Here is a 17,659-nt window from a genome sequence, read left to right on the forward strand (position 1 = left end):
ATAAGTAATCCCACCTTAGGAGGTTATTCACATGAGAAAGCTTGCAGCGCTGGCTGCAGTATTCATTCTGACTCTGCTCGTTGGATGCGGAAACGCAGCCAAAAACAATGCAGCCGTGAACAACGGAGCCGCAGGCAACGCTACTGCTGTTCCCGATGCGGTTACATCGGCTTCCGTAGTCGATAACGGAGAGGACTTCAAGAAGGCGATCAGCAAGAATGGCACCTGGATTGCCGCAACCCTTAAGGATCTGACCTTCACGGAGGCTCTTGTCGTAGACGGCCAATTCATCCATAAGGATAAGCCGGCACGCAAAATCGCCCTGTACACCCAGGATGCGGATCACAATATCACCAACTCCTTCACTCTGACCGCTCCCAAAATCACCATCAGAAGCGAAAATACCCAGATTCAGGGCGGCACCTTCGCCGGTGACGTATACGTTGAAGCGAACGGCTTCAAAGTCGTGAATGCAACGATTAATGGCAACGTATATTTTTCGGATGCAAAATACCAGGCCACCTACAGCGCATCTGACCAGGGAAAAGTGACCGGTGTGACTGAAGTGAAGAAATAGAAACCCAGTTGAAAAACAAAAGCGGACCTCCTTGAGTTAGTGGAGATCCGCTTTTACCTGTTCACTCATATCCGCCCTCCGCTTCGGGCAGCGCCTGGTACTCTGATCTGCTTGTAACCAGCTTAACAACAACATTACGCAGCTCTTTCAGCTTCCGGGCATCTGAAGTGATCTGACAGTTCTCTTCGCTCCAATCAAGCGCCCTCTGCTCCCCGTTGATTTGAATCAGCCAATGCTCTTCCTCATAGGGGACCTGAGCGCAAGCTTTGTCCTCAACCTCCAGCTTCAGATCTCCCAGTACGTTCAGGTCACGCATCCGCTTGTAAATATCGGTCATTTCAGCATCCGTCAGCTTCAAATTTGCCGTTGCTGTACCTTTGGTGATCAGATCCTTTGTTACCGTGCCGCTATAGGTATTGATCTCATTCTTGGCGGTAACGCCATAGCTGACGGAAAAAGCGAAATCCTCCGGCTTTTGCTCCGGCATGACAACTGCAGGCGTGGCAGGCGTGGCTGTCGTGGAAACAGTGCTTGGCTCCTTAGTCCCTTCTCCTTCGCAGCCCGCAAGCAGAATCATCAGCAGCGACAGCAAAATTAAAGTTTTGTTCAAGCCTCTCCCTCCTTACAGTGCCCGGGAATTAACCCTTCACAATACACAACCATGCCGCTCTTTCGCGGCACTTCAGACGATGAAATTTCATAGAAGGCCCTCAATTTGGCTTCGCCAAATTCGAGGCTTCCATAACAATGTCCTCTGTTCGGACATCGTTATTTCAGGATAGAGTACACATTCGTATCATGGGATACGCCATCGTGTACCATATAACTTCTCAAGAGTCCTTCATGCTCAAAGCCAAGCTTCGTCAGCAGCGCTGCTGAAGCTTCGTTCCCGGTAAAGACCACCGCACCGATACGGGCCAGCTCCAGCGCTTCAAAGCCATAGGTTATAACTCTGGCAGCCGCTTCCGCCATGTACCCCTTCCGCCAATGCTGCAGATTCAGCTCGTAGCCGATTTCCGCGCGCTTATGCTTCGGCGACCAGGCATTGAATCCGATTGTGCCAATTAGCTCCTGGCTGTCTTTTCTTTCGATGCCCCAGCGGATGCCTCTGCGGTCGCGATAGCTTCCCGCGAAGAAATCAATGAACTCCGCTGCCTCATCAAGCGTCGTCAAAGGCTCCTGCCCGTAATAGCGCATGACCTCCATATTGGAAAAGCAGGCGAAGATACCTTCGGAATCTGCTGCGGTAAGCTCTCTCAATGTAAGGCGGTCAGTCTCAAGTATTGGAAACATTTTTCTACCTCCAGGATTCATAGCAGCCTCTCTCTGATATCAGCAATGCTCTCAGGGCTGCTTTCTTTCAGCCTGATCATCAGGCGGCTCAAGCTCAAGTGTCACTGTTGCCGTTTCGCGTCCATTCACCAGCAGCGAGATCGTATGACTGCCCGCATAATGGCGGCGGGTGGTCAGGTCAGCCCAACTGTGGGTGCGTTTCCCGGTCAGGCGGGTCCCTCCGGGAACGGTTTTATCGGACAGCAGAAACAGCTTACGGGAGGTCTTGCCCCCAGCCTTCACGAAATCAATTCCGTATTCGATGCGGATACGAACCGCTTCCCCCTCGCGGATGGTAAGAGCATACGCCAGCTCACTGCTGTCGCCGATCCGCAGCACGGAAGGCTCTACGAAGAGGGCTGCACTAACCGCCAGCGGGGTATCGTCCGCCTGTTCGGCATAACCAAACAGAGCCATTACATCAGGGTCCGCTTTACGGATCAGCGTGCGGCAGCCATGCCGGATGATCCAGTCGGTATGCGCACTCTGACCCTGCCAGCGCCGGGCAGTCGCAATTACGAGATCGGGATGATCCTTGGCGATGTCGTTCAGATTGTTGGCCACACTTTTGCGGACGTACAGCGACGGGTCGGCCTTAAGCTGCTCCAGCACCGGCAATACCGGCGACGGATCGCGCTTGAACGCCGGCAGTGCCTGAGCCCAGGGCAGGCGGGGACGGCAGCCTTCACTGGACAGCCGCCGCACATGCTCATTCGGATGCTGCGACCAGATCAGCATCTGCGCCATCATCCGCTGCGGATCACGCAGCAGAAACGGCCGGACGGCGAATTCCGCCGATGATTTGGGCGTGAACCGCTCCAGCGCTGCCATCGACAGGTCCCAATGCTCTTCACTGCCCCCGAATACCTCAACGAAATCGGGAAAGATCAGGTAAGGAAAGCCTACACATTCCTCATCTATTGCAAATAGAATTTTCACAGCATCCTCATAACGCTGAGGCAAAAAAACGCCCATCGTCTCCGTAACCCGCCGCATCCGGCCTTTAAGCTCCAGCTCCTCCCAAGGGTCCTTCAGCGCCTCAGCGACGAAGCCCTCAAGCTCAAACTCCTTGTATGCGGATTTCAGCTTACTGCCGAAGCTGAGCAAAAATTCTTCATTGTATATTGCTTTTAGTGGTTCTGCCATGCTATTCTCCTCCTGGCCAATGCTGTGATGATTTGCCGTCTTCTACTCTCAAGTGTAGCCAGGAAATCATAACACGAGTAACCGGACAGCCTTATGTCATATTCGGTATCCACATCAGTAGGGATCAAGGGGAACAAAGTGCTTCAGGTTCTGCTCGGTCACTCCAGCTTCTCTTCCTTCATCTGAAATGCTGTGGCTGAATTGTATCACTTCAGCATGTGCAAAATAAGTATACTCTACCTCAGGCTCATCCTTAAACTTCACCAAGACCACGAACGGCGGCGCCTTGATCGTCCATTTGCCCTGCACCGAGGAAATTTCCTCCCGGGTATAACCCATTTCCTGCTTCAGATAAGCGGTCACCCTGTGAGCGTAGATGATTTTTCCAGCCTGCACGTACACTATGGGAGTAAGCACAATCAATACAGCCAGAACTGCCAGTATGATGGCAAGTGTTCTCTTTGCAGGTCTCAAATGAGGCCACCACTCCTTCGTTTGCAAATTCAAGCGTTATTTTCACACATTCTGCAAATTATTCTTGTTTTCAAAATGCAAAGGCTGTCGTAAAATAGGTAAAAAGCTTTGGACTCAGGTCACGTTGAAGCGCTAAAGCTAACAGAACGGAGGAATCCAGCTATGCCGCAGACTCTTGTCAAAAATGTTGATTTTTTTGTCGCTGCCCTTTCACAAACCTATGTGTCCGCGCTGCAGCTTGACCCCGATGGTATGTACTCCCAGGTTGGCATCGGAATTGTTGAGAAATTTGCCGAGGACTATGTTCGGCTCAAAAGATTTGACGGCAGTGTCTCCCACTATGACCGTGAGGTCACGAAGTTCCAGCATAACAGAGCCTAGCTCTACTAGAAGTATATTCCGCCTAACTTCCCCATTTCCTGCTTCTGGAACTTGAAAAGACGGGTGCATCTGCGCTGCAAATGCTCATATTCCCCGCAGGCCAGCACAAACGCGCCCAGACCCTTCTGTTCATTGCTGACGATAGGCCCCGCTGATATAGTAGGCAAAACTTCCGTCACGGCGGTCCGCTCCACCGGGGCCGGCCACCTGACAGGTTTTGTTCAGATTCAGCAGGCCTTTCTGCGTTTCCAGCACAAACGACAGCCCGATGGAACTTCCGCAAGCATGCAAATTATAGCTCCGCAGGCAGCATCGTGTCACATAATTTTAACGTGTGCATTTTAATAATTTCTTGACTTGACTGTGTGGAGGACGTACACTGAAATCGTTAACAATTCCACTTTTCCGGAGAGATGCTATGATCACCATCAAAGATATTGCCCGCGTCGCCGGCGTCTCCCATACAACGGTGTCCAGAGCGCTGAACGGCAGCCCGCTGATCAAGAAGGTCACCCGGGATAAAATTGAGAAAATCGCCGCAGAAATGAACTATGTGCCGAATTACAGCGCCAAAAGTCTGGTTACCAAACGTTCCTTCACCATCGGGCTGTTCTTCTCCAGCATTGAGCAGGGGACCTCGTCCAGCTTCCTGGTCGATGCGATCAAGGGCATCAGCCATGTCCTGGATGAGAACTACAACCTCACTGTTAACGGGATCGACGGCGTCCACAATTTCGGCAATATTCAGCCGCAGCGCTTTGACGGCATTCTGGTCATGAGCCAAAGCGACGAGGACAACGCCTTCATCTATCATGTTAAGAAGGTAGGCATCCCGCTCGTGGTGCTGAACCGTCAGCTGGAAGACCCGGGTATTATGAACGTGGTGGCGAATGACCGCGAAGGTGTGAAGGAAGCGATTGATTATGCCATCAGTCAGGGGCACCAGAGATTTGCGATTATTGAAGGCAAGCCCGGCTTCAAGTCGTCAAGTGAACGCAAGCAAGGTTTCATGGACAGTCTGATCGCCCGGCGGCTTCCGCTGAATTCCGACTATTTTGTGCCCGGGGATTACAGTATTGAGAGCGGATATGCCGCGATGGCCGCACTACTCGCTCTGGATGAGCCGCCAACTGTGGTGTTCTGCTCCAATGACGACATGGCGATTGGTGCGATGAACGCCTGCTATGCCCATAAAATTGATGTTCCGCATCAGATTTCGCTGATCGGCTTTGACGATATCATGTTTGCGCGTTACACGAACCCCGCGCTGACAACGGTCCGCAAGCCAATTGCCGAGATCAGCGAGCTGGGCACCAAAATGCTCATTCAGTTACTCCTGAACCCCGAGAGCGCACCGCAGCAGCTATTCGTTAAGACCGCGCTTGTCGCTCGTCAGACTGTCGGAGAAGTGTAAGGCGGCGAGCGGTGCTGAGTGCATAGCTGCACATGCTGAGCGAACTTAGCGGAGAACATCATGCGGCAGGCCAGGTAGACTTGCTCTACCTGGTGGATTGCACCTCGTAACCGGATTCGTATGCTCATGCTCGGACGAAGTGAATTCACTGAATTTCGCACCGCAGCGGTGTTCAGATGGATTTTCTGGAGGCCGAATCGCCAATTCTAGGTTTACTTTTTCCACTTATGCACTCTAGCGAGTACGATACTTCGGCATGAAATCATCCTTCATCCGGTTCAACCTCAGGTGCTCTCTTTTTTTGCATAAAATGTTCACGTGTGCATCCATCAAAACCATTATAAAGGAGATTAATGAACGCTTATGACACAACGTTTATCCAGAAGCGCAATGCCCGAACTGCCGCAGTATCCCGCACGGATGATCCAATTCGGCGAAGGAAATTTCATGCGCGCCTTTGTTGACTGGCAGCTCCAGCAAATGAACAAGCAAGGACTGTTTAACGGAAGTGCAGTTGTGGTCATGCCCATCGGAGAAGGACTCAGCGGTCTGATGGCCGAGCAGGACAATCTGTATACGGTGCTGCTGAGCGGCATTATGCAGCAGCAACAGGTCAATTCCCGGGAGATTATCACAAGCGTCAGCCGGGTGATCAATCCATACAGCGAATATGAGGAATACCTCGCACTGGCCGAAAATGACGAGCTGGAGTTCATCACCTCCAATACGACAGAAGCGGGCATTGCCTATCACCCCGGAGACCGGCTTCAGGACACGCCGCCCAAAAGCTTCCCCGCCAAGCTGACCTCCCTGCTCCACCGGCGGTTTGAACTGGGCAAAAAAGGCTTCGTGATCATTCCCTGCGAGCTGATTGACCGCAATGGCGAGAAGCTGAAGGAGATTGTGCGGCAATACGCCGCAGACTGGAATCTGGGTGAAGATTTCCTGCAGTGGCTGGATGCGGAGAACACCTTCTGCTGCAGTCTGGTTGACCGCATTGTTCCCGGATACCCGCGTGACAAGGCTGCCGGGCTGGAATCCGAGCTGGGATACCTCGACAAGCTGATGGTGACCGCCGAGCCGTTTCTTTTCTGGGTTATTGAAGGGCCTTCGTGGATATCAGAGCGGCTGCCGCTGGCGAAGGCGGGGTTAAACGTGGTTGTTACGGACGATATGACGCCTTACCGCGAGCGGAAGGTGCATCTGCTGAACGGCCCGCATACGGCTATGGTTCCGCTGGCGATGATGGCGGGTCTGGAAACGGTTGAGGATGTGATGAATGACGAAACATTTTACCGTTTTGTGCGCGAGCTGATGGAAGAGGAGCTGCTGCCGATGCTGGATCTGCCCAAGGAAGAGCTGCTGTCCTATTCCAGCGCCGTGCTGGAGCGGTTCAAGAATCCTTTTATCCGCCATGAGCTGGCCTCCATCTCCCTGAACAGTATCTCCAAATTCAAAACCCGGCTGCTCCCTGTCCTGCTCCGGTATCAGCAAGAGCGTAAACAACTGCCGCCGCTGATCACCTTGTCCTTCGCCGCCCTGCTGCTCAGCTACCGGGGTGACCGCGTGAAGCGGCAGGACAGCCCGGAGGTGCTGGCTCTTTTTGATCAGGCCTGGAGCGATCCGTCCACCTTCGCAGCAGCGATTCTGAAGGAAGACAGCCTGTGGGGGCAGGATCTGACACAGGTGCCTGGACTTACAGAAGCGGTGGCCAGCAAGCTGCAGCAGCTCGAAGGCTCTGACAGCCGGGCCGCGCTGGAGCAGTTTGTGAGTTAAGGTATGCCGGAATTTAAATATAACTTGATAGGTGAAAAAAAGGGCAGAAGTGACGGAGGGGAAGTTTGGAACTGGAGGAGCGAACGCGTCCGCCTTTGTCTCCGGATTTCATCCGCGAACAGCGGAAAAATTCAAGAAATCTGGAGACAACAGCGGCCGGAAGTCCAAACATTCCCCGTAGTTACGGCCAGACCCATATGAAAATCTAAAGTTAATTTACTTGTAGGAGGGACAGCATGAAACGATTAATGAAAATGAATCCCCGGGATACGGTAGCCGTTGCGCTGCGTCCCATCTCCTCCGGTGAGCAGCTAGCCTTCGAAGGGCTGAGTCTTGAAGCCGTACAGGATATTCCGCAGGGCCATAAAATCGCCTTGACTGCTTTTGCCGAAGGAGATGTCATTACAAAATACGGATATCCCATCGGCCATGCCACTGCTCCGATTCAGGCTGGTGACTGGGTGCATACGCACAACATTAAGACGAATCTGTCCGGTGAAGAGGAGTATGAGTACCTTCCCGACCTTCATCCCGTTACTTATCCTCATCGCGATTTGACCTTTCAAGGCTACCGCAGGGCAAACGGCAAGACGGGCATCCGCAACGATCTGTTCATCATCCCCACGGTGGGCTGCGTGAACGGCATCGCCGAGCAAATGCTGCAGGAATTCAAGGCCGAGCACCCGGACCTTGGCGGCTTCGATAACCTCACCGTACTGAAGCATCCTTACGGCTGCTCGCAGCTCGGTGATGATCACCGCATGACCCGCAGCATTCTGCTGGATGCTGTGAATCATCCCAACGCCGGGGGTGTGCTGGTCTTCGGCCTCGGCTGCGAGAACAATATCGTCTCCGAATTCCGCAGCATGCTGGGCGACTATGACAAGAGCCGGGTCAAATTCCTCGTCGCCCAGGAGGTGGGTAATGAGCTGGAGGCAGGCCTCGCGCTGCTCGAGGAGCTGTACGAATCGGCGAAGAACGATGTCCGTGAGCCGATTCCGCTCAGCGAGCTCAACATCGGCCTGAAATGCGGCGGCTCCGACGGCTTCTCCGGCATTACGGCCAATCCGCTGCTGGGCGCTTTTTCCGATTTTATTATCTCCCAGGGCGGAACCTCCGTATTGACCGAGGTCCCTGAAATGTTCGGCGCAGAGAAAATGCTGATGGCCCGTGCCGAGAGCCGCGAGGTCTATGAGGACATCGTCTCTCTGATCAATAATTTCAAGCAGTACTTCCTCTCCTACGGCGAGCCGGTGTACGAGAACCCTTCCCCCGGCAACAAGGCCGGCGGGATCAGCACTCTGGAAGACAAATCACTCGGCTGCACGCAAAAGGCCGGCAGCTCGCCCGTCGTGGATGTGCTCCAATACGGTGTGAAGCTGCGCCGCAAAGGCCTCAGCCTGCTGCAGGCTCCGGGCAACGATCTGGTGGCAGCCTCCGCCCTCGCCGCTTCCGACTGCCAGCTCGTGCTCTTCACCACTGGCCGGGGAACGCCGTTCGGGAGCTTTGTGCCCACGGTGAAAATAGCGACCAACAATGATCTTTTTGCCAAAAAGGGCCACTGGATGGATTTCAATGCCGGACCGCTGCTGGAGCGTCCGATGGCCGATGTGCTTGAGGAATTTATCACTTATATTATCAATGTGGCCAGCGGCCAAAAAACGCGCAATGAGCAAAACGAAGTTCGTGAGCTGGCTATTTTCAAGACCGGAGTTACGCTCTAATTCTATATAAATATAAGTAAAGGGAGACTTCCGATGTTTTTAGATGATCATTTTCTGTTGACCAGCCAGACGGCGCAGCTTCTCTACCATGATCATGCCAAAGCCATGCCGATTATTGATTACCACTGCCACCTGGACCCGAAGGAAATTTATGAAGACAAGGCGTTCCGCAATCTGACCGAAGCCTGGCTCGCCGGAGACCATTACAAGTGGCGGCTTATGCGTGCGAACGGAGTGCCTGAATCCCATATTACCGGAGATGCTTCGGATTATGACAAATTTCTGGCTTGGGCACGCACGCTTCCTAAGGCTGTCGGCAACCCTCTCTACAGCTGGACCCACCTTGAGCTGCGCCGTTTCTTCGGCATTTCCGAGCCGCTGAACGAAGCTTCCGCACCGGCCATCTGGGAGGAGGTTAACCGCAAGCTCGCTGAACCGGCCTACACCCGGCGGAGTCTTATCCGGAATTCAAATGTTAAAATCATCTGCACCACCGATGATCCGGCGGATTCACTGGAATATCACCAGCTGCTGAAGGAATCCGAGCAATCCTTTCAGGTCTTCCCTACCTTCCGGCCTGACAAGGCGCTTAATATCGACGCCGAAGGCTTCAGCGCTTACCTGGAACGTCTTGCGGCGGCAGCCGGACAGCCGGTAACCACGTATGCGGAGCTGGTTGAGGCTTTGCGTGGCCGTGTGGAATTCTTCCACAACAATGGCTGCCGCCTCTCCGACCATGCGCTGGATGTGCTGCGGTATCAGGCTGCGGTTGACGCCGTCGAGGTGGAGCACATCTTCGCCATACGCCTGCAGGGCGCTGTGCTGACACCGGAACAGATTACCGTCTACCGCACAGAGCTGCTGTCGGCGCTGATTGGAATGTACCATGACAAGAACTGGACCATGCAGCTTCACCTGCACGCCTTCCGCAACAATAACACGCCGATGTTCCGGCGGCTGGGGCCGGATACCGGATATGACGGCATAAACGACCTGCCGCTGGCCGAAGCGCTCTCGAAGCTGCTGGACCGGGCCGAATGCGGCAAGGGGTTGCCGAAGACCATCCTCTACTCGCTCAATCCGGGCGATTATCCGGCCCTGCTCGCCTTGATGGGCTGCTATCAAAAGGACACCGCAGGCAAGCTGCAGCTCGGCTCCGGCTGGTGGTACAACGATACCCGCGACGGCATGCGCCGACAGTTAACTCTACTGGCCGACAACAGTCTGCTGGGCAACTTTGTCGGCATGCTGACCGACTCGCGCAGCTTCCTGTCCTACACGCGCCACGAATATTTCCGCCGCGTGCTTTGTGAGTGGGTCGGCGAGCTGGCAGGGCGCGGCGAAGCGCCGGATGACCTGGCGCTGCTGGGGCAACTGGTGGAGGATGTCGCCTACAACAATGCCGCTGGCTACTTCGGCTTTGCATCCGGCAATTGAGCATAATTGCAAGGAAGCGGACAAATCAGACAAATACAGGCCGCACATCTTCGGCAAGCAGAGAGGAGGCAGATAATGCCGACGCTGTTTATCGCCGGTGACTCGACCGCCGCCCAGAAAGGGGCGGGCGAGAAGCCGATGACCGGCTGGGGGGAATACCTCCAGCCGTATTTCAGCCCTTCGATTACGTTGGACAACCGCGCAATCAACGGGCGCAGCACCCGGTCCTTTCTGGCGGAAGGCCGTCTGGACGATATCGGGAAGGACTTCCGGCCCGGCGACTTCCTGCTGATCCAGTTTGGACATAACGATCAGAAGAAGGAAGATCCGGCCCGCTATACTGAGCCGGGGACAGATTACCGCCGCAATCTGCTGACATTCGTCAATTTCGCCCGCAGCAGCGGCGGCTTCCCTGTACTGCTGACCTCCGTCAGCCGCCGCCGCTTCACTCCCGGCGGTGAGCCCGACCCGCTGGCGGTCGGACCGTACCCGGAGGTGATGCGCGAAGTCGCTGCGGACACCGGTACGCCGCTGCTGGATATCTTCGCCTCCTCCCAGCAGCTATACCGCTTGCTGGGAGAAGAAGGCTCGCGGATGCTGTTCATGCATCTGCCCGTGAACGGGCATCCCAATTATCCGCAGGGCATCACGGATGATACCCACTTCAGCAAGGAAGGCGCTGCCCGCATAGCCGCTTTAGTAGTAGATGCAATTCGTCAGTCTGCGGAGCTGAGCACCTTGAGCACACATTTGTGCGATTAGCCAGAAACATAGATGAAGTCAGGACTCCCCGGTATGCAGTGCATTCTCTAATCCGCAAGCGGCGGAGTGCCTGAAGATCAAAATCCGCAAGCTTTGCAGCCTGCGGATTTTGTATTTTGCGAAATAAGAAATCGTATGTTGAACAAAAAGGAGGTATTGCCATGACCGCTCCGCTTCATCTGGGCATCCGCGCCCATGATTTTGGCCAGACGCATATAACCTGCATAACCTATATTTTTTCCAAGCAGGCTGTGTCTCATATTGACGTAAATTTCTTAGCTTCTTAAGGCGTTAGGACCTTGACTATCCACATTTTACTTTTAACAATAAATTTACCCAAATGAAAAAGGGTATTGAGATATTATGTAGAATTTATTTACTGTAAAACTAAAAAAAGGATGATCTCGATTTTGAAGAAAAAAAGCTATTTAGTATCCGCTGTCCTATTATCCCTAAGTTTAGTGATAAGTGCTTCTACAAGTTTCGCTGCTCCAACAACACATGGGCATTGGTCAAGTCGATACCAAACAGTAACTATATCACCCAGCAGTGATACGAGCGCATGGGCAAGTGGCGCAGCCAAGTGGAAAAACAACACCAACTTTCAACTTAGCAGCACACTTGGGGCTGCTTCAAATTTTTACACTTATAACTTAAGCAACTCGAACACAAGTGATGACGGTTATACTCTTGTAACAAGGTCAAATGGCATAATTGTTAATACCCAGTGCTGGATTAATACGTATTACACATCCCTAAGCAGATATACCAGCAGTATTGTCGCGGGCTTAGCCGGCCATGAGCTTGGGCACGCTCTTGGACTAGAACACACTTCATCTATAGAGACTTCTTCTATCATGGCCCCCGGTACATTCGTATATACTAATGGAACTTACGTACAGTCAAGAGCCTTGAATCCTTCTGCATCGGATATCTCTGTTGTAAATAATCTATATCCCGTTTTTGCTTCTAAAGCCAGTGACTCGACTGTAGAAAACTCCACTCCTCAAGAAGATGGCATATACCTCTTTCCATCATGGGCAGTAGTATACGAAAATGAAGCGGATCTTGCGCAAGCCTCGGATCTAGTAATTCAAGGAAAAGTAGTAAATAAATTAGGGTATTACTAAAAAGACGGGGAATATGGTACGTATTCGGCCCTTAGTCAAATTCAAGTTCAGAGTGTCCTAAAAGGAAGCGAAGATATAGAAGGCTCCATGATAACTGTTTCCCAAAAGGGAGGAACTATCGGAAAAATTAAAGTGATCGCCAACCATTCCACGCATCTACAAAAAGATCAAGAGGTTGTTCTGTTCTTGCATAAAACAGACGATGGAAACTATATTCCTATTAACGAGGATGATAGTGTTTTCTTACGCAATAACGATACTTACAAAAACATCCATAGCAGTGAAGAACTTTCACTCCAAAGTATTCTCAAATAATCGACGGCAACATTTCCTGAAGTAATTCCGTTTAGAAGATGAGGTGACGAACATGAATAAGCGAATCATACTTTTACTCTCGCTCCTGCTGCTTATATCCTGCTCAAATGAATCCAAAGGGAATAAGGAAACCAAGGAAGAAATTAAAACCTCCTCGGTTGGATTCGGTTCTTTTGCTTTCCCCTCTATTAAATGGAATAATATTATATACACTATTACGGATACACCTGCTGAAGAGGTTGATGAACCGCTCGGAGAGATTAAGAATTACTCAACAACTGAGACGGGAGAAACACTTGATTATTCCTCTAATTTTTACCAAGTGGGGACAAAGCTATGGTCTATCAAAAATATCAATTCCGAACAGGAAATAGCGGTTGAAACAGGCCAAAATCAATATATTAAAGCGATAGTAACCAAAGACGAATAAACGATTTGTTGCTCTATCTACATATTTGTCATTTAGAACAACATGTAAATGGAGTTAAAACTTGCAACTAATCGAGTAACATGGGGCGGTTAGCCCCCAAGCTCTCACACCACAGTACGGTATACGGCGGTTCATGGACGATTCCTTTAGACGCTATATCCGTCCGTAACACTCTTTATTCCACTGGTTTACCGGTCGGTATTCAAGGCGCAAACTACAGGCTTTACAAATGTATCAGCAAACAGGCATCTCTCTTTCACAATGGAAAGGGGATGCCTGTTCTGCAAAAACTGATTCATTCCCCCCGGCTTAGCCGGAGAATCGAACTATAAAGGTGCTGATCTCATAAGGCTTCATTTCATGCGTGACCGTCTGGCCCGGTTTGACTTTGTCAACCAGCCGCTCCAGCAGGTCGCATTCCTGCCAGGAATGCACCGGATAGTCGCTGCCGAGCGTTACGGTACTGCGGGTTCCCGTATATTCATGCAGACGGACAATGCAGCCATCGCCATTCTCTGCCATTTTGACAGCATCAATCGCGATGCCGGCGGCATTCGTCTTGATCAGTGATTTACCGGCTCCGGCGTGATAGCCGCCCTTGACTGCATGCAGCGGATTATTCAGCGACCAGGCTTCATGCACCGTGCCTGCCGCCGCCCAGTCCCCCTTATGCGGCAGCAGGGCATAGGTAAACCGGTGCTCTCCCTGATCCGCCTGCCAGTCCGGCTCGGTGGCCGATTTGATCAGCGACAGCCGCATCACATGATCCTTAATATCATAGCCGTATTTGCAGTCGTTCAGCAGACTCACGCCATAGCCCCGCTCCGATAAATCGGCCCACTGATGGCCCACGCTCTCGAACCGGGCATAATCCCAGCTCGTATTCCAGTGCGTCGGCCGTCTGACGTTGCCGAACTGGATGTCGTAGGTAGCCTCCGTAGCCCGCACCGCCACTGGAAAAGCGACCTTCAGCAGCTGATGCTGCTCATGCCAATCGACCAGTGTCTCGAAGTCGATCCGGCGGCTTGCGGCATATACCTTGACCTGCTGAACCAGAGAGGAGTCCATATAGTTCCAGGTGAATCTCAGCACCGCCACATGCTCGCCGCAGGCCGTCAGCTCCACCGAACGGAGGTCGGTAATTTCCCGCTTTTTCTCCTGATAGTACAGATCAATGTCCCAAGCATCGAACATCTTCGGCTTATCCTCAAATACCTGCAGCACATTCCCGTGCTCGCCCGTTGCCAGCACCTCACGCTGTTCCTGACGGTCATAAATCCGGCTAAGCTGCCCCGCCTCGTTCCATTCCAGCACATAAAAAGGCGTCGTAAGCCGGGAATCCTGCCACTCGAACGGAACCGGACCGGCGGCAATAAGGGTTGTGTTTTCTGCCGCTCCAGCGGCTGGCCGGGATGTGATTACCGTGCTGCCCAGCATCGGAACAGCAGGAACCTCAATCAGCCATTCGTCGCCGACATGCTGGGCCGGAAGCCCTCTGCCGTCCGCGGCAGTCCACACGATATCTCCGTCAGCAGCATCATAAGGGAATGCCGCCAGCTCTGTCCGGTCAAAGAAGGCACTGTTAAATACGGTGTATTCCGTACCCAGCGGCGAAGCTGACTGCTCCACCTTTTTTGCCTGCCCGACCTTCTCCGCCAGCCCGGCCGCAGCCGCATCCAGCGCAGCTCTGCCGAGCTGCTCCGCTTCCGCATACTCCAGCCGCGAATCCTCATACACCTCACGGATCGAGGAGCCGGGGATAATATCGTGGAACTGATTGCGCAGAATGATTTGCCAGCCCTCCTGCAGCGATTTCACAGGATAATTGCCGAAGCTGCCCGTTTCCGCTGCCAGCAGCACCTGCAGCCATTCTGCTTCACGGTACAGCAGCTCCAGCTTCCGGTTCATCCGTTTGTTATAAGCCTGGCTGGTATAGGTACCCCGGTGGTATTCCAGGTACAGCTCCCCGTCCCAAGTATGAACATACTGGTCAGTAGTTCTGACGGTTTCTTTCAGACGCTCGAAATATTCATCCGCCCGCCCTGTCTGCACAGCCGGAATTCCTGGCATCCGGTCCAGCCTGCGGCGCATTTCAAGCATTTCCCGGTTGACCCCGCCGCCTCCGTCGCCGTATCCGTAAGAGAGCAGCAGCTCGCGGTTCAAATTTTTGTCCCGATACTGATCCCAGATACCCTGTACAGAGAAGGGTTCAATCAGTCCGTTATAGGTATAACACCAGGCAGTGTAGTCAGGCGCATCAGGCGTGGTGATAAAGTGGGTGAGCACTTCGCTGCCGTCAATGCCTCTCCAGCGGAACGTATCATGAGGCATGCGGTTGTACTGGTTCCAGCTGATCTTTGTGGTCATAAACATATCAATTCCCGATTTGCGCAAAATCTGCGGCAGCGCCCAGCTGTAGCCGAACACATCCGGCAGCCACAAATAGCTGCACTCCACGCCGAACTCCTCCCGGAAAAACTTCGTCCCGTACAGAATCTGACGCACCAGCGACTCCCCGCTCGTCAGATTGCAGTCCGCCTCCAGCCACATCGCACCACCGGCTTCCCAGCGTCCTTCCTGGGCCCGCTTGCGGATTTCGTCATAGATGTCCGGGTAATCTTCCTTGATGTAGGCATATAGCTGCGGCTGGGTTTGCAAAAAGACGTATTCCGGGAACTGCTTCATCAGCCGGAGCACTGTGGAGAAGGAACGCGCCGCTTTTTCCCGGGTATGGGCAAGGCGCCACAGCCAGGCAACGTCGATATGCGTGTGACCGATAGCGGTTACAGTTACAGGATGCTTGGACTCCAGCAGTGCAAGCTGCTCAAGCAGCAGCGTCTCCGCCTCTTGAACCGAGATGTAAAAATCCCCGCTGCCCGGCTTCGACCAGTCCAGCCTGTTAAACGCCCGGTTGAGCGCCAGCAGCAATTCCTGTTTCTCCGGCTGATTGTCTGCGAGCTGCTTGTAAGTACCCAGTGCCGCCCGGCCCGTAAAATACAAATTATCCGCCGCCTCATCCAGCCAGGCCAGCTCCGCCCGGATTATCCGGTGCTCCTGGGGAACCGGCAGGCCGCCGCCCTCCAGCCCCGACCATAAGCGGAAGGTGAAATCCAGCGCCCGGCCAGCCGCATCCTCCTCCAGAAAAACCTCCTGGTGGTTGGAATCCACCCCCTGATAAGGCTTGCCATCCACAAACAGCAGCGACTCGAACCCGCTGTTGTTGCCCCCGCCGGTCCGGCCAAAATCAAAAAGCCCCACCACGCGTTTTCCCTTCCATTCAGCAGGCACTTCTACTGTTCTCTGCAGCCAGAGGTAGACATCCCTTCCGGTCCAGTAATCCCCCAGCCGCAGCGTGCTGTCTCCGCCAAGCTGCGGCGGATACATCCCGTTCGCTCCCTCCTTGTCCTCCGCCATCAGCCAATCATTCAGCTTGGTCAGCTCGCGGTAACGGTATCCTTCCAGCTCGCGAAGCCTTGCAGCCAGCTTCTCCTCAGTCCAAAACATTCTTTTGTCCTCCTTATATAACACGTGTTATATACACTGGCAAAAGGGCTCTTCCGTCCATTCTATAGACGGAGCCGCTTCTGTCAGAAATATATGATACCAGGCGTAAAACATATTCCCGCCTATGTAGGCTGCCGTCCTCAGAATGCGCTTACGCGCTTTCTCCCGCTCTTAGGACGGCGGGCAGCCAGATTTTCCCGGAAGCCTCTTCCGCCTTGCTGCCGTCTATCTGCTTCAATACGCGGCGGACCGCCTCTTCTCCCATGCCCACATAGGGGATCTCTACACAGCTCAGCGACGGCAGGCTCAGCCGGTGGCCCTGAATCGTATTGTCTGCCGCCATCACCTGCAGGTCTCCGCCGATGCGCAGGCCCAGTTTTTGTGCGGCCCGGTACAAATCGGGGATGCCGCTGGACCAGTTCACCAGAAGCGGCGGCGCGGGCTTGCTGATATCCGTCAGCTTCATGAGCCACTCCTCCCATCTCACCCGCCCTTCCCGTTCGGGAAGACGGAATGAGAACGGGCTCATGCCCCGTTCGCTGCACCAGCCGGTATAGGCATCCCGGCGCGTCCGCTCCGCCCAGCTGCGGACGCCATCATGATACACCTCGGCATATAGGGGAGCCTGCAGTTGCAGAGCGCTATCGCGCATCAAATAATCAAGTGCAAGCTGCACGCTGCCTTTGTAATCGGCCAGCACAGAGCAGACCCCCTCCGTCTCGGCATAGCCTTCGACGGATACATAGGGAACGCCCGCCTCGCTGACCTTGGCGGCCCATGCTTCATCATGATAGCTGGTGCTGTCCAGCGTCACGATTCCGTCGATCTTCCGCTGGTGGTACAGATCCACCAGCTCCGCTCTGGCCTTGCCGTCCGGCCTGTGGCCCGGCGAGCAGAGCAGAATGTGATAGCCATGCGCCTCACATTCGCTCTGCATGCCCTCCAGCAGCCGCATGAACAGCGGATGCCGGGTATCCCCGAACGCCGCCAGGCTCATGCTGCGGCCCGTCTTCATGCTGCGTGCCTGGGCATCCACATGGTAGTTCAGCTCCCGGATCGCCGCCAGCACGTTCTCGCGGGTCTCCGCGCTTACACCGATACCCGGCGTATCATTCAGCACGGCAGATACCACGCTGCGGGACACGCCCGCAAGCCTGGCTACGTCGTGGCTGGTTACTCTTTTTTTGCTCATATCAGCACCTCGGCAAGAGTATAACACGTGTTATTTCATGTGTATAGTGTAACTTCAGAGCATCT

Annotated in this window: 17 protein-coding genes and 1 pseudogene; 11 read left to right on the forward strand and 7 right to left on the reverse strand. The window is 53.6% G+C overall.

Annotated elements, in window-relative coordinates:
* Positions 1-31: 31 nt before the first annotated feature.
* The gene (locus AC0LWN_RS26370) at positions 32-577 is read left to right on the forward strand and encodes a hypothetical protein (RefSeq protein WP_474670656.1); all 546 of its coding nucleotides are present in this window, start codon (positions 32-34) and stop codon (positions 575-577) included.
* Between the two features lie 61 nt (positions 578-638).
* On the opposite strand, the gene AC0LWN_RS26375 is transcribed toward AC0LWN_RS26370, so the two are convergent.
* From AC0LWN_RS26375 to AC0LWN_RS26390, 4 genes are all read right to left on the reverse strand, one after another.
* Positions 639-1,187, reverse strand: coding sequence for a hypothetical protein (locus AC0LWN_RS26375; RefSeq protein ID WP_474670658.1), 549 nt, complete (start codon positions 1,185-1,187; stop codon positions 639-641).
* Between the two features lie 158 nt (positions 1,188-1,345).
* Positions 1,346-1,870 carry a GNAT family N-acetyltransferase gene (locus AC0LWN_RS26380; protein ID WP_474670660.1) on the reverse strand — a complete coding sequence of 175 codons (525 nt, stop codon included), beginning with the start codon at positions 1,868-1,870 and terminating at the stop codon, positions 1,346-1,348.
* Positions 1,871-1,921: 51 nt separating this feature from the next.
* Positions 1,922-3,055, reverse strand: coding sequence for a DNA alkylation repair protein (locus AC0LWN_RS26385; RefSeq protein ID WP_474670662.1), 1,134 nt, complete (start codon positions 3,053-3,055; stop codon positions 1,922-1,924).
* Positions 3,056-3,169: 114 nt separating this feature from the next.
* On the reverse strand, positions 3,170-3,529 hold the full coding sequence (locus AC0LWN_RS26390; protein WP_474670664.1) for a DUF3139 domain-containing protein: 360 nt from the start codon (positions 3,527-3,529) through the stop codon (positions 3,170-3,172).
* A gap of 162 nt (positions 3,530-3,691) precedes the next feature.
* Between AC0LWN_RS26390 and AC0LWN_RS26395 the strand changes: the two genes are divergently transcribed.
* Positions 3,692-3,910: a hypothetical protein gene (locus AC0LWN_RS26395; protein WP_474670666.1), complete on the forward strand. Its 219-nt coding sequence runs from the start codon at positions 3,692-3,694 to the stop codon at positions 3,908-3,910.
* 5 nt (positions 3,911-3,915) lie between these two features.
* Here AC0LWN_RS26395 and AC0LWN_RS26400 read toward each other — a convergent pair.
* Positions 3,916-4,156: pseudogene (locus AC0LWN_RS26400) on the reverse strand (hypothetical protein); the annotation flags it as partial.
* Between the two features lie 172 nt (positions 4,157-4,328).
* On the opposite strand from AC0LWN_RS26400, the gene AC0LWN_RS26405 reads away from it, so the two are divergent.
* From AC0LWN_RS26405 to AC0LWN_RS26445, 9 genes are all read left to right on the forward strand, one after another.
* Complete coding sequence (locus tag AC0LWN_RS26405) at positions 4,329-5,324, forward strand: LacI family DNA-binding transcriptional regulator (protein WP_474670668.1); 996 nt, start codon at positions 4,329-4,331, stop codon at positions 5,322-5,324.
* Positions 5,325-5,687: 363 nt separating this feature from the next.
* Positions 5,688-7,100 carry a tagaturonate reductase gene (locus AC0LWN_RS26410; protein WP_474670670.1) on the forward strand — a complete coding sequence of 471 codons (1,413 nt, stop codon included), beginning with the start codon at positions 5,688-5,690 and terminating at the stop codon, positions 7,098-7,100.
* A gap of 236 nt (positions 7,101-7,336) precedes the next feature.
* Complete coding sequence (locus AC0LWN_RS26415) at positions 7,337-8,824, forward strand: UxaA family hydrolase (RefSeq protein WP_474670672.1); 1,488 nt, start codon at positions 7,337-7,339, stop codon at positions 8,822-8,824.
* A 33-nt stretch (positions 8,825-8,857) separates the two neighbouring features.
* Complete coding sequence (gene uxaC, locus AC0LWN_RS26420; RefSeq protein ID WP_474670674.1) at positions 8,858-10,261, forward strand: glucuronate isomerase; 1,404 nt, start codon at positions 8,858-8,860, stop codon at positions 10,259-10,261.
* Between the two features lie 75 nt (positions 10,262-10,336).
* Positions 10,337-11,023 (forward strand): rhamnogalacturonan acetylesterase, encoded by a 687-nt coding sequence (locus AC0LWN_RS26425; RefSeq protein WP_474670676.1) that lies wholly within the window; start codon positions 10,337-10,339, stop codon positions 11,021-11,023.
* Between the two features lie 161 nt (positions 11,024-11,184).
* Positions 11,185-11,310, forward strand: a complete 126-nt coding sequence (locus AC0LWN_RS26430; RefSeq protein WP_474670678.1) for a hypothetical protein — start codon at positions 11,185-11,187, stop codon at positions 11,308-11,310.
* Between the two features lie 123 nt (positions 11,311-11,433).
* Positions 11,434-12,153 (forward strand): matrixin family metalloprotease, encoded by a 720-nt coding sequence (locus tag AC0LWN_RS26435; RefSeq protein ID WP_474670680.1) that lies wholly within the window; start codon positions 11,434-11,436, stop codon positions 12,151-12,153.
* Positions 12,154-12,240: 87 nt separating this feature from the next.
* A complete protein-coding gene (locus AC0LWN_RS26440) occupies positions 12,241-12,468 on the forward strand; it encodes a hypothetical protein (protein WP_474670682.1) in 228 nt (75 codons plus the stop codon).
* Between the two features lie 52 nt (positions 12,469-12,520).
* Entirely contained in the window at positions 12,521-12,898 is a 378-nt protein-coding gene (locus AC0LWN_RS26445) for a hypothetical protein (protein WP_474670684.1), read from the forward strand.
* Between the two features lie 309 nt (positions 12,899-13,207).
* On the opposite strand, the gene AC0LWN_RS26450 is transcribed toward AC0LWN_RS26445, so the two are convergent.
* Both AC0LWN_RS26450 and AC0LWN_RS26455 read right to left on the reverse strand, forming a co-directional pair.
* Positions 13,208-16,402: an alpha-mannosidase gene (locus AC0LWN_RS26450; RefSeq protein ID WP_474670686.1), complete on the reverse strand. Its 3,195-nt coding sequence runs from the start codon at positions 16,400-16,402 to the stop codon at positions 13,208-13,210.
* A gap of 151 nt (positions 16,403-16,553) precedes the next feature.
* Positions 16,554-17,594, reverse strand: a complete 1,041-nt coding sequence (locus tag AC0LWN_RS26455) for a LacI family DNA-binding transcriptional regulator (protein ID WP_474670688.1) — start codon at positions 17,592-17,594, stop codon at positions 16,554-16,556.
* Positions 17,595-17,659: the final 65 nt, after the last annotated feature.

This window comes from Paenibacillus sp. sgz302115, from assembly GCF_056120445.1.